Annotated in this window: 12 protein-coding genes; 7 read left to right on the forward strand and 5 right to left on the reverse strand. The window is 58.0% G+C overall.

Annotated elements, in window-relative coordinates; genetic code table 11:
- Positions 1-8: 8 nt before the first annotated feature.
- Genes infB through rbfA form a run of 5 tightly spaced genes read left to right on the forward strand, consistent with a single transcriptional unit; the run spans position 9 to position 4,394 of the window.
- Positions 9-2,543 carry a translation initiation factor IF-2 gene (gene infB, locus FGU71_RS09440; protein WP_142788331.1) on the forward strand — a complete coding sequence of 845 codons (2,535 nt, stop codon included), beginning with the start codon at positions 9-11 and terminating at the stop codon, positions 2,541-2,543.
- A gap of 13 nt (positions 2,544-2,556) precedes the next feature.
- Positions 2,557-2,982, forward strand: coding sequence for a PaaI family thioesterase (locus FGU71_RS09445; protein WP_142788332.1), 426 nt, complete (start codon positions 2,557-2,559; stop codon positions 2,980-2,982).
- Complete coding sequence (locus tag FGU71_RS09450) at positions 2,979-3,431, forward strand: PaaI family thioesterase (RefSeq protein ID WP_234035713.1); 453 nt, start codon at positions 2,979-2,981, stop codon at positions 3,429-3,431. Before FGU71_RS09445 ends, FGU71_RS09450 begins: the two co-directional genes overlap by 4 nt.
- A complete protein-coding gene (locus tag FGU71_RS09455) occupies positions 3,431-3,976 on the forward strand; it encodes a DUF1697 domain-containing protein (protein ID WP_142788333.1) in 546 nt (181 codons plus the stop codon). Before FGU71_RS09450 ends, FGU71_RS09455 begins: the two co-directional genes overlap by 1 nt.
- A gap of 4 nt (positions 3,977-3,980) precedes the next feature.
- The gene (rbfA, locus tag FGU71_RS09460) at positions 3,981-4,394 is read left to right on the forward strand and encodes a 30S ribosome-binding factor RbfA (protein ID WP_142788334.1); all 414 of its coding nucleotides are present in this window, start codon (positions 3,981-3,983) and stop codon (positions 4,392-4,394) included.
- Here the strand turns inward: rbfA and FGU71_RS09465 are convergent.
- Both FGU71_RS09465 and FGU71_RS09470 read right to left on the reverse strand, forming a co-directional pair.
- Positions 4,391-4,960, reverse strand: coding sequence for a YceI family protein (locus FGU71_RS09465; RefSeq protein WP_142788335.1), 570 nt, complete (start codon positions 4,958-4,960; stop codon positions 4,391-4,393). The genes rbfA and FGU71_RS09465 overlap by 4 nt on opposite strands.
- A 128-nt stretch (positions 4,961-5,088) precedes the next feature.
- Positions 5,089-6,717, reverse strand: a complete 1,629-nt coding sequence (locus FGU71_RS09470) for an AbgT family transporter (protein ID WP_199799167.1) — start codon at positions 6,715-6,717, stop codon at positions 5,089-5,091.
- A 152-nt stretch (positions 6,718-6,869) separates the two neighbouring features.
- On the opposite strand from FGU71_RS09470, the gene FGU71_RS09475 reads away from it, so the two are divergent.
- Complete coding sequence (locus FGU71_RS09475) at positions 6,870-7,445, forward strand: thymidine kinase (protein WP_142788336.1); 576 nt, start codon at positions 6,870-6,872, stop codon at positions 7,443-7,445.
- A gap of 33 nt (positions 7,446-7,478) precedes the next feature.
- Positions 7,479-8,195 (forward strand): site-2 protease family protein, encoded by a 717-nt coding sequence (locus tag FGU71_RS09480; protein WP_142788337.1) that lies wholly within the window; start codon positions 7,479-7,481, stop codon positions 8,193-8,195.
- Here FGU71_RS09480 and galK read toward each other — a convergent pair.
- The 3 genes from galK to glpD are packed head-to-tail and all read right to left on the reverse strand — an operon-like array spanning position 8,192 to position 11,834.
- A complete protein-coding gene (gene galK / locus FGU71_RS09485; RefSeq protein ID WP_142788338.1) occupies positions 8,192-9,259 on the reverse strand; it encodes a galactokinase in 1,068 nt (355 codons plus the stop codon). The two genes, FGU71_RS09480 and galK, sit on opposite strands and share 4 nt — an antisense overlap.
- 2 nt (positions 9,260-9,261) lie before the next feature.
- Positions 9,262-10,341 carry a galactose-1-phosphate uridylyltransferase gene (locus FGU71_RS09490; RefSeq protein ID WP_142788339.1) on the reverse strand — a complete coding sequence of 360 codons (1,080 nt, stop codon included), beginning with the start codon at positions 10,339-10,341 and terminating at the stop codon, positions 9,262-9,264.
- Positions 10,338-11,834 (reverse strand): glycerol-3-phosphate dehydrogenase, encoded by a 1,497-nt coding sequence (gene glpD, locus FGU71_RS09495; RefSeq protein WP_142788340.1) that lies wholly within the window; start codon positions 11,832-11,834, stop codon positions 10,338-10,340. The genes FGU71_RS09490 and glpD overlap by 4 nt, the downstream gene beginning before the upstream one ends.
- Positions 11,835-11,837 lie beyond the last annotated feature (3 nt).

The raw sequence follows: 11,837 nt of genomic DNA on the forward strand, positions 1-11,837 counted from the left end.
GAGCTAGAATGAGCGACGAACCAGAAAAACGCACCCGTAAACCGCTGGGCCTGAAAAGGGCGGTCGATGCTGGCGAGGTCAAGCAGACCTTTAGCCACGGCCGCACCAATAAGGTTGCGGTTGAGGTGAAGCGCCGCCGCAAACTTCTTAAGCCCGGCGAAACTCCGCCCGAGCCAGCGCCGGCACCCGCCCCTGCGCCCGCACCTGAACCTGCGCCAGAGCCCGTGGCTCAGAAGCCTGCGGCGAAAAAGCCTGCTAAAAGAGCACCTGCAGGCGAAACTCCGCAAGAGCGCGTGAAGCGCCTGCAACGCGAAGCGGAAGAGCAGCGCCTTGGGCAGCTCGCTGATGATCGCAAACGCGAAGAGGAAGCTGCGCGCAAGCGGGACGAAGAAGAAGCCCGTCAACGCGAACAGAACAAAAAAGCCGAAGCAGAAGCGGAAAAAGGCTCTGATGAAGAAGCAACCGCCCCGGCTGAGGAGCCGGTCGCTGAGCCGGAGGTAAGCGAAGCGCCGCCAGAGGCCGACGCACAGCCGGTTGCGCGCAAGTTCACTCCGGTTGCCCGGCCTGAACCAAAGCGTCCGGACAAGAAAAAGAAAGAAGAAAAGCGCCCGGTCAAAGATACCGGCAGCGCCAAAGACAAGCGCCGTTCTGGCAAGCTGACTGTGACCAAAGCGCTCAACGAGGACGAAGGCCGCCGTGCGCGCAGCCTCGCCGCGCTCAAGCGTGCGCGCGAAAAAGAGCGTCGGATGCAAGGCGGCGGGTCTTCGAAACCGCGTGAGAAGCAAGTTCGCGATGTCATCGTTCCCGAAGCCATCACCGTGGGCGAGCTCGCCAAACGGATGGGCGAAAAGGGCGCGGATCTCGTCAAAGAGCTGTTCAATCTCGATATGATGGTCACCGTAAACCAGACCATCGATCAGGAAACCGCAGAATTGCTGGTCGAACAATTCGGCCATAACATTGAAAAAGTATCCGAAGCCGACGTCGATATTCCGACGGAGCAGGATGTTGATCCGGAAGAAACGCTTGAACCGCGTCCTCCGGTCGTCACCATCATGGGCCACGTCGATCACGGCAAAACCTCTTTGCTCGATGCCCTTCGCGGCACCGACGTAACAAAGTCAGAAGCTGGCGGGATTACGCAGCATATCGGCAGCTATCAGATCACGACCAAGGGCAAGAAGAAGATCACCTTCCTCGACACTCCGGGTCACGCGGCATTTACCGAAATGCGACAGCGCGGCGCGAATGTTACCGATATCGTGGTTCTGGTGGTCGCGGCGGATGACGGCATCATGCCGCAGACGATCGAAGCCATCAAACACACGCAGGCTGCGGGCGTTCCGATGATCGTTGCGATCAACAAGATGGACAAACCCGAAGCCGATCCGAACAACATCCGTAGCCGTTTGCTTGAACACGAAGTGATCGTCGAAGCGATGTCGGGCGAGGTTCAGGATGTCGAGATTTCGGCAATCAAGAAAACTGGCCTCGATGAACTGGTCGAAAAAATCGAGCTTCAGGCTGAACTGCTCGAATTGAAAGCGCGTCCGGATCGCGATGCTGATGCGACTGTGATCGAAGCGCAGCTGGATAAGGGCCGCGGCCCTGTCGCCACTGTCATCATCACTCGCGGCACTTTGAAACGGGGCGATACTTTTGTTGTCGGCACTCAAAGCGGCCGTGTGCGGGCAATCGTCAATGATCAGGGCAAACAGATCAAGGAAGCTGGCCCCTCAATGCCGGTCGAGGTTCTTGGCCTTGGCGGTGTGCCGTCGGCTGGTGACCGGTTGACCGTGGTCGAGAACGAGCAGCGCGCCCGCGAAGTTGCGCAGTACCGTCAGGAAAAAGCGACAGAGAAACGCACCGCACTGGCTCCAACCAGCTTTGATACGATGTTCAACAACCTCGCATCGGACGTTATCGAATGGCCGGTTCTGGTCAAAGGTGACGTGCAGGGTTCTGTCGAAGCGATCGTCACGGCGCTCCACAATATCTCGACCGATGATATCAAAGTCCGCGTGCTGCACGCAGGCGTTGGCGCCATTACAGAGAGTGATGTGACGCTGGCGGCGGCTTCCAACGCGCCGATCATCGGCTTTAACGTGCGGCCCAATGCAAAGGCCCGCGATCTGGTAAAACGCGATGGCGTGCGGATGATGTATTACGATGTCATCTATCACCTGACCGAAGCTGTTGCGAAAGAGATGGCGGGCGAGCTGGGCCCGGAACGGATCGAAACCGTTGTCGGCCGCGCTCAGGTCAAACAGGTCTTCAAATCTGGCAAAAAAGACAAGGCAGCCGGTCTGCTGGTCGAAGAGGGTGTCATTCGCAAAGGCCTCTTTGCGCGTCTTACCCGCGACGATGTTATCGTTTCGGCGACCACCATTGCCTCGCTGCGGCGGTTCAAGGACGACGTGGACGAAGTCCGCTCGGGTCTCGAATGCGGCGTTGTGCTGGAAGACACAAACGACGTTCAGGCTGGCGATCAGCTCGAAGTCTTCGAAGTCGAGGAGCGTGAGCGGACTATCGAGGTTGGCTAAGGAGTAGAGAGCGGTGGCGAAGATATATGAAGGCCAGCGCTCTCCCTCCGCCGAGCTTATGGGAAGCGAATTTGTTTCGTTCGACCCTGAAAAGGGTGAATTGACGACACGCTTTACGCCTCCGGCCAGTTTTGCGAGCCCGCGCGGGGTGGTGCAGGGCGGGCTGATCGCGGGCTTTCTGGATGAGGTGATGGGCGGCGCGCTTTTGGCTGTGACCGATCACGGTGACGGCGAGATACGGCTGCCGCTCAATCTCGATATGAACCTGACTTTCATGCGCATGGTCCCGCTTTCGGCGATCACCGCAAAGGGCCGCGTTGTTAAGCACGGCAACCGCGTCGCCTTTCTGGAAGGCGAATTGTTTGATGCAGATGGTAACATGCTCGCGCGGGCAACATCGACCGCACTGCCGACGCCCATGCCTGAAGGAATGCCATGAAACGCGGCGAGGAATTTCCTGATCTGGCAGTGGATTCGGTGATGGGATCGCCGCACAGCGCGCTTCTCGGCTCAGAATTTGTCGGTTTTGATGCAGAAACTGCGACCGCAACCATGCGCTTTACCGTCAACACCGCCATGACCACCTGGCGCGGCGGCGTGCAGGGCGGACTGGTTGCGGGTTACCTCGATGATGTGATGGGATACGCCTATGTCGCGGCGACTGATGGCGAACAGGCACCGCTCAATCTCGAAATTTCAATGCAGCTGCTCGGCCTGATCCCGGTCGGCGCGACCATCATCGGCAAAGGCCGCGTTGTGCGCGGGGGCCGGCGGGTCATATTCCTAGAAGCGGAGCTGTTGAGTGAAGAGGGCCAGGTTCTGGCCCGCGCTACATCGACCGCCATCCCCACCGCGCGCCCTGTCCCGCCGCCAGAGGCAGGCGAGTAATGGCGCGTTATCTTGCGCTGCTGGGAAGCATCAATATTGGCGGCAATCGGATCAAGATGGTCGATCTGAAGGCAGGTCTGGAAAACGCCGGTTTCAAGGACATCTCTACGGTCGCGGCGAGCGGTAACGTCATCCTGACCGATACCCGCGATCCCGCCACGCTGGAGGCGCAGCTGGAAGAGGTAGTGCAGCGCGAATTTGGCTTTCGGTCGTGCGCCATGGTGCGCACCGATGCGCAAGTGCGCGCCGCGATTGACGAAAACCCGTTCCATGGCACTGGTCCAGAGCATGGATCGGACAAAATGGTGCACTCAATTTTCCTCAGCCAGCAACCCGAGCAAGAGGCGGTTGATAAATTGATCGCGGAGCACAAATCTAAGGGCAGCGAACGGCTCGCTTTGGGTCGCCGCGTCCTTTATCTCGATTATGTCCACGGGGTGGGCATCTCTGATCTGTCGAGCAAATTTCTCGAACGCCGATTGGGCTGCAAAGGCACGGCGCGCAATATGAATTCACTCAAAAACATTCTCTCAAAGATGGTGTAAGCCTATGGCCCACAAAGATCCATTTACCGCTGAACAGCAATCGGTCCGCGTCCTGAAAGTTGGCGAGCGGGTGCGGCATATCCTGTCCGAACTGCTCGCGCGTCAGGAGGTGCATGATGATATTGTCAGCGCCGCCAATATCTCCGTCACCGAAGTCCGTTTAACGCCGGACCTGCGCAATGCGACCGCTTATGTGAAACCGCTCTTGGGGGCGGGCGAGGATGATGTTGTGAATGCGCTGCGTCAGAACACGGCGTTTCTGCAACGCGAAGTCGCCAAACGGCTAGGCCTGAAATTCGCACCCAAGCTTAAATTCCGCAAGGATGAAAGCTTTGCCGAAGCGGATCGGATTGAAGAATTGCTGCGTGATCCAAAGGTCGCCCGTGATCTTGAACCGGATGACGGGGACGACACCTAATTCGGTGTCATGCGTGCGCGCAGCTCGATTTTGACATTGTTGCCCACGATCAATTGATAGCTTTTCATACCGTACTGGCGGCGATCAATTGTGGTCGTCGCAGTAAAGCTGACCGGCTTTCCTGCGCCCGATTTGCTGGGGTCACTGTCAAATTTAACGTCGAGTGTCTGCGGCTTGGTAACTCCGCGCGCGGTGAGATTGCCCGATACAGTCCCGCGTGTGGCAGATGACAGCTTCAACGATTTGCCGACGAAACGCACAGTCGGGTATTTCTCAACCCAGAAGAATTTATCTCCGCGCAAACGCTCTAGCGTGGTTTCATCCGGCGCTTGCAAGGCGGTGGCATCGAAAGTCACATCGATCGCCGCACGCTCAGGCGCGCCGGGGACAATGGTGACATCACCTTTCATCTTGGGAAAAGTCATCGTTTTGCTGGACAGGCCGAAGAAAGCGACTTTCGCCGTTACCTGACTGGCTGCGGAATCCAGCGCAAATTCGCGCGGGGCGCTGGTGTTGGCGCTCAGCAACAGCGCAAAAAGCGGTGCGAACAGGATCGTCTTGGGCATCAGGTGTTTTGGTCGCAAAATCTTGCTCCTTGGTTCCCTGTAATACGCCCCACTTGCCCAAAAAGTTTCAGGTGCTTGATTTCCATGCGGCGGGACAGACCTTTGCCTGCCCCGCTTGAATTGCCGGATTATCCGCCTGAAGCGGGAAGCGCGTATCCTACAGGCGCATCGGGACCCAGCGGGATCCCGAGATAAAACCATAGCACGATCAGCAATGTACCGGAGATTAAGAGCCAGATCGAATATGGCACCATCATCGCGGTTAGGCTGCCGAGGCCAAAGTCTTTTTGCCAACGCTGGGCAAAGACCAGGATAAGCGGGAAATACACCATCAGCGGGGTGATGATATTGGTTGCGCTGTCACCCACACGGTACGCGGCGGTCGCGCCTTCCGGACTAATCCCGAGCAGCATGAGCATCGGGACAAGGATCGGGGCAAGCAGCGCCCATTTCGCGCTGGCTGATCCAACGAACAGATTGAGCAGTCCGGTAAACAGCACCATCAGGCCCAGCACCAGTGGCAAAGGAAGGCCGGTCGATTGGATCGCGTCTGCGCCGTGCACCGCCGAAATCAGGCCGAGATTGGACCAACCAAACATCGCGACAAAATGCGCCGCAGCAAAAGCGAGGACGAGGTAATACCCCATGTCCTTCATTGATTCCGCCATCATATTGACGAGATCGCGGTGGTTCTTGATCGCGCCTGTCGCCCGGCCATACGCCCAACCGGTCAACAGGAAGAGGAGGAAGAATGCGCCGACAAGCGAGCGATAGAGCGGCGCAAGCTGGGCATGGATCGAACAATCGTTGATCCCTTCGCATACGGCCTCGTCAATCAAAGGCGTGCCGGGTGCGAACACCATCACAAACCACAATCCCACCACAAACAACGCCGCCACACCGGCATGGCGCAATCCTTTGGCAGCGATGGCGGGATCTTGTTCGGTTGGATCGGGGGTGTCGTTGTTCTCAGATCCGGCCATAGCGCCGCCGGTCCACGGGCCAAGGCGCGGTTCGATGACCTTGTCTGTCACATACCAGATGATCGGCAGGAACAGGAAAGTCATCACGCTGATAAAGTACCAGTTGCCAGCGATATTGGCGGTCCACGCCGGATCGAGCGCACTCGCTGCGACAGCTTCCTCGGTAATGCCGAATAGCAACGCGTCCAGCTGGCCCGGTGAGACATTGGCAGAAAAACCGCCCGAAACCCCGGCGAATGCTGCTGCGATCCCTGCCAGCGGATGCCGCCCTGCGGCTGCGAACAGGATCCCGGCAAGCGGGATCAGCACCACATAGCCTGCGTCTGCGGCATGGTTGCCAAGCATCGCGACAAGCGCGACCACCGGGGTCAGCAACGATTTCGGCGCGCTTTTGACTGCGCTCGCCATGCCTGCGGCGAAAAAGCCGGACCGTTCGGCCACGCCAGCGCCCAGCATCACAACCAGCACATATCCAAGCGGATGAAAGTGGGTGAATGTTTTTGGCATTTCGACCCAAAGACGCTGGATATTCTCGGCAGAAAGCAGGCTGACCGCTTCAATCTGGAGCGGGGCGCCTGTCGCTTCGTCAAGAGTGGTCGGGTGAAAGGCCGAAACGCCCAGTGCCGCGCAGATTATCGAAACGGCGATCAGGGCGATGATTAGATAGAAAAACAAAAACACCGGATCGGGCAGCTTGTTGCCGCTGCGTTCGATCCAGCCAAGAATGCCGGTCATGCCTTGATTATCGGTTTGAGCCGCAGCTTCACCTACCATGAAAAATCCCCGTTATTTGCTCTGCAATTTGCACCGCCTAACATTGCGAGACGTGCCTGTCTGCCCCGTGAATGGGGTGATCTGTTGAAGGCGGTGGACATAGCGGTGCGCTGCGCTTGTGCTGGCACGGGGGAGGGTGCAACTCTGCGGCCATGGCAAAGCTGTATTTCTATTATTCGAGCATGAATGCGGGGAAATCCACCACGCTGCTTCAGGCGGATTTCAACTATCGCGAGCGCGGCATGAACACGATGCTGTGGACGGCGGCGCTGGATACCCGGTCTCGCGGCATGGTCAGCAGCCGGATCGGTTTGGAAGCAGATGCGCATCTGTATGCGCGAGACACAGATCTGTATTCCGCGATCAGTGTGGCGCATGAAAACGCAGCGCTGGATTGCGTGCTAATCGACGAGGCGCAATTCCTGACCAAAGATCAGGTCTGGCAACTGGCCAAAATTGCCGACACAGTGGGCATACCGGTCCTGTGTTACGGCATCCGTACCGATTTCCAGGGGGAATTGTTTCCCGGTTCTGCTGCGTTGCTTGGCATTGCCGATGCGCTCGTTGAGCTGAAAGCTGTGTGTCATTGCGGCCGCAAATCTTCGATGAATTTGCGGGTGGATGCGTCTGGCAAACCGGTTGAGGAGGGCGCGCAAACAGAGATCGGCGGGAATGACCGTTATCTTGCGCTGTGCCGAAAACATTTCAGCGAAGCCCTTGGTGGCTAGCGCGCAGCTCTTTGACGCCCTACTTACCCCAACATGTCCGAAACCATTATTCTTGCGCTGGTCCTGATCCCGTGCCTTGTCGTTGCGATTGTCTTTCATGAGGTCGCACACGGCTATGCCGCGAAATTGCTGGGCGATACCACGGCCAGCAGACTGGGCAGGTTGACCCTTAATCCCATTCCGCATGTTGATCCCGTCGGCACGTTGCTCGTGCCCGGCTTTCTGGCGCTGTTTGGCGGGCCGGTGTTCGGCTGGGCGAAACCGGTTCCTGTCAACAAACACCTTTTGAACAATCCGCGATACGGAATGATGGCGGTCGCAGCGGCTGGCCCGGCGAGCAATTTCGTCATCGCGCTGGTCGCGGCAATCCTGTTCGGATTGTTTGCACCCGAAGCCGCGCGGTTTGGCGTTGAAGAAGGTTATTCAATGCTGATCGTTGATGAAGGCGGCGACATTCGCCCGCTGACATCGATGTTGTATTATTCGATCCTGATGAATGTGTTTCTGGGCCTGTTCAATCTGCTGCCGATCCCCCCATTTGATGGCTCACACATCGTCGGCGGATTGCTGCCTGCAAGTATGCGCGCGCAGTGGGAAAAGCTGCAACAGGTTGGCATGTTCCTGTTTATAGGACTGATCGCTGCCAGCTGGGCATTTGGAACCGGGTGGATCGCGCAGATTGTGATGCCGCCTGTCGCATGGACTGTAGATCAATATCTGACCATCGCCCAAATGATCAGCGGGATTTAGGTGCCGCTGGCCGCTGCGCTGACTGCATCGATCAAGCGGGCTTCCGGATGACGATCAAGCAGCTTTGCAAGCCACGTATCCCGCTCTGATTTGGCGATACACGCCACGATACAGCCGCCAAAACCGCCTCCGGTAAGCCGCGCACCAACAGCGCCCAGATCAGTCGCCGATGCAACGAGCGCATCGATCGGGGGCAGTGACATTTCAAACAGATCCCGCATCGACACATGGCTTTCATTCATCGCCTGTCCCAAGGCCGGGATATCGCGGTTTTGAAGCGCGGAAATCGCGGTATGCACGCGGAGGTTTTCGCTAATGCAATGCAGCGTGCGCTTTTTCGGGGCTTCGGAAAGATCGGCGTTCTGGGCCTCTTCCCAATCAATTAGGCAAAGATCCTCGGTCCCGAAATAACGCTTTGCCGCGTCACATTCCGCCTTGCGTGCGCCGTATCGCCCATCAGTCAGCTTTCGCGTCAATCCGGAATGCACAACGATCAGTTCATGCGTATCAGGCAGTGCGACCAGATCATATTGGAGAGCGCGCGTGTCGAGCGCCATAGCTGTGCCTGGCGTGGCCAGCGCGACTGCCATCTGATCCATAATTCCGCAGGGCACGCCCATATATTGGTTTTCAACTCTGCGCGCCGCGATGGCGATTTCAATATCCGTCAATGGCGCAGCATTTGCGCCGGCATTGGCGAAACGCGCAGCTTTGAGAATGGCAACAATCAGCGCGGCGGATGATGATAGGCCCGACCCTTCGGGAATGGTGGAAACCACATCAAGCGTGGCACCCCCATCCAGCAAACCCAGCGCGTTTGCCTCGCGCAGCGCGCCCACACAGGTATCGGCCCAATCGCCGACCGCATCATCGGCCAGATCGCGGATTGCAGGTGCATCGTAATTGTTCGAAGTGACCGCAACGGCGCTATCGCTGCGCGGGGCAAGAGTTACCTCTAAACCCACAGACAAGGCTGCGGGCAGAACCATGCCGCCATTATAGTCCGTGTGCTCTCCAATCAGGTTCACCCGTCCCGGTGCACACGCGGTGAAGTGATCTGTCACTTTTAGACCTCCCTCAGCGCCGCTGCGGCGCTTTCCGGCATGACATCAACCGTGAAAGTGCCAGTATGCTGTTCCACCGAAGCAAGGTATTTCATCCGCCCCGGCGCGCGCAGCAACGGGTAAAACTGCACCGTGAAATGATAATTGGCCGACCCGCCAGCAGGGGCAGAGTGAAACGCCATCATCGTCGCAGCGGGTTGTTGGAACAACGCATCGTAACGGCGCGTCACCTCACCCAGCCAATAGGCCAAGCCTTCGAGCTCTTCGTCTGAGCAATCCCAGGGCCCTTCGCGGCGAATGCGCGGGGCGAGCCAGATTTCATAGGGAAACCGCGCAAATCGCGGCACGAAGGCAGCCACGCCTCCCGCTTCGCCAATGCCGTAATCGGGCAGGGCAGTGGCGATTTCGCCAGCCAGATCATATCCATCGACAAATGCCGAAATCGCCCGCTCTTGAACAAGCGGGACACGATCAAATCCATAGATCTGTCCGTGCGGATGGTGCAGCGTCACGCCGACTTCGTCTCCGCGATTTTCGAATGGTAACACATAGTTACAGCCCGCTTTGAACAGTGATTGGTAACGATCTATCAATGCCGCGATCAACACCTGCCGCCGGTCTGTGCCGATGGAAAGGAGACTGCCCTTTGCCTCGGGCGCGTAGACCACAACTTCGCAGGCCCCCCTTGCGGGTTGGCTGGCGATGCCGGGCAATGTCGCGGCGCTATTGGCATCGGAATGAAACGCGGCAAATTTGTTTTCAAAAATCGCCAGCTCAAAATCCTGAAAAGGGATTTCGGTTGCTGGCCCGCCCGCCTGTGTCGGGGCCAGCGGATCATCGGCAGCCGAAGGTTTGAATGTGCGGTTCTGACGATGCGCGGCATAGACATTCCATTCGCCGCGCAGCGGGTGGTGCCGGATCTCGCCGCCTTGCGCGATATCGTCTGCGCTTTCGGATTGCACCGCCAGAAGGTGCGGCGTGCGGCCATATAGGTGCAGCATCCGGCCATCGGCCTTGCGGTGGTCGCGGCGATAGGTTGGTACGCCGCCGACAGAGCGGGGAAGTTCGATTGGCGCGCTCATGCAGCAGCGATGCCTTTGGCAAACCAGCTTTCGACCCGTTTCTGCGCTGCTTCATCAAGATGCAGGCGCAGCTTGCTCCGCCGCCACAGGACATCCTCTGCGCAGGTCACAAATTCATGCTCGACCATATATTCAAGCTCGCGCGCATACAAATCGCCGCCCAGATGCTCGCCCATGTCATTCAGGCCGCGCGCATCACCCATCAGCGTCCTGACCCGCGTGCCGTATGCGCGAAACAACCGGCGCATCCCATCTGCGGGAAACCAGCCGTAATGCATCTGCATCTGCGCAAGCCGGCTGTCGAAGTCCTCGACCGGAATATCGCCTCCGGGCAGACACTCGTCGGCAGTCCAGGCTTCACCATGGAGCGCCAGTTTCGCAATCGCGTGTTCGGCGAGCTTGCGATAGGTAGTGATCTTCCCGCCAAAAATCGAAAGCAGCGGCGGCGCATTGCCGTCATCGCCGCGGTCAAGCTCAAACACGTAATCGCGCGTTACAGTCGAATTGCTGGCCGATTTGTCATCATAAAGCGGGCGCACTCCGGCATAGCTTGCCACGGCCTGTTCCGGCGAAATATCGCTGCGCAGATATTCATTGGCCGCATCGCAAAGATAAGCGGCTTCTTCGGGGGAAATGTCGATGCCGGTCGGATCGCCTTCGAAACCCTGATCGGTTGTCCCGATCAACGTAAAATCCCGTTCATAAGGGATGGCAAAGATGATGCGGTCATCCTTGTTTTGGAAGATGTAGCAATGATCGCCTTCGAACAGGCGCGGAAAAATCAGGTGGCTGCCTTTGACCAAACGCAGGTTTTCGTGAGCATTATCGGGCATTGCGCGGCCCAGCACTTTATCCACCCACGGTCCTGCGGCGTTGATCACACGGCGCGCAATGACACGTTCTTCCTGACCGGCCTTATCGCACAAATCGGCAATCCACACGTCTTTGCGGCGGTCTAGTCCCGTGCATTCGGTCTGCGTGCGGATATCGGCGCCGCGCTCTTTCGCATCGACGCAGTTGAGCACGACCAGACGCGAATCCTCGACCCAGCAATCCGAATATTCAAATCCGGTCTCAAGCCGTGCTTCCAGAATGCCGCCATGCGGCGCAGCGTGCAAATCGAGTGTGCGCGTGGGCGGCAGGATTTTGCGCCCGCCCAGATTGTCATACATGAACAATCCGAGCCGCAGCATCCATTTGGGGCGCAGACCCTTGTCATGCGGCAACACAAATCGCAGAGGCCAGATAATGTGCGGGGCAATTTTTAGCAGGCGCTCCCGCTCGATTAGGCTTTCTCGAACCAGCCGGAATTCCATATGCTCCAGGTAGCGTAAACCGCCATGAACCAACTTCGTCGACGAACTCGAAGTGTGGCTGGCCAGATCGTCTTTCTCGACCAGCAACACCGACAAACCGCGACCGGCTGCATCGCGGGCGATGCCTGCGCCGTTGATCCCGCCGCCGATTATCAGCAGATCATAGGGTTTGCTCATGGT

The organism is Erythrobacter insulae (assembly GCF_007004095.1).
GTDB lineage: Bacteria > Pseudomonadota > Alphaproteobacteria > Sphingomonadales > Sphingomonadaceae > Erythrobacter > Erythrobacter insulae.

Excerpts from the sequence above, each read along its gene's own strand:
- FGU71_RS09480 (WP_142788337.1), top strand. The coding sequence starts at position 7,479 with ATGTCCGAAACCATTATTCTTGCGCTGGTCCTGATCCCGTGCCTTGTC.
- FGU71_RS09455 (WP_142788333.1), top strand. The coding sequence starts at position 3,431 with ATGGCGCGTTATCTTGCGCTGCTGGGAAGCATCAATATTGGCGGCAAT.
- FGU71_RS09490 (WP_142788339.1), bottom strand. The coding sequence starts at position 10,341 with ATGAGCGCGCCAATCGAACTTCCCCGCTCTGTCGGCGGCGTACCAACC.
- FGU71_RS09465 (WP_142788335.1), bottom strand. The coding sequence starts at position 4,960 with ATGCCCAAGACGATCCTGTTCGCACCGCTTTTTGCGCTGTTGCTGAGC.
- rbfA (WP_142788334.1), top strand. The coding sequence starts at position 3,981 with ATGGCCCACAAAGATCCATTTACCGCTGAACAGCAATCGGTCCGCGTC.
- infB (WP_142788331.1), top strand. The coding sequence starts at position 9 with ATGAGCGACGAACCAGAAAAACGCACCCGTAAACCGCTGGGCCTGAAA.
- FGU71_RS09475 (WP_142788336.1), top strand. The coding sequence starts at position 6,870 with ATGGCAAAGCTGTATTTCTATTATTCGAGCATGAATGCGGGGAAATCC.
- FGU71_RS09470 (WP_199799167.1), bottom strand. The coding sequence starts at position 6,717 with ATGGTAGGTGAAGCTGCGGCTCAAACCGATAATCAAGGCATGACCGGC.
- FGU71_RS09450 (WP_234035713.1), top strand. The coding sequence starts at position 2,979 with ATGAAACGCGGCGAGGAATTTCCTGATCTGGCAGTGGATTCGGTGATG.
- glpD (WP_142788340.1), bottom strand. The coding sequence starts at position 11,834 with ATGAGCAAACCCTATGATCTGCTGATAATCGGCGGCGGGATCAACGGC.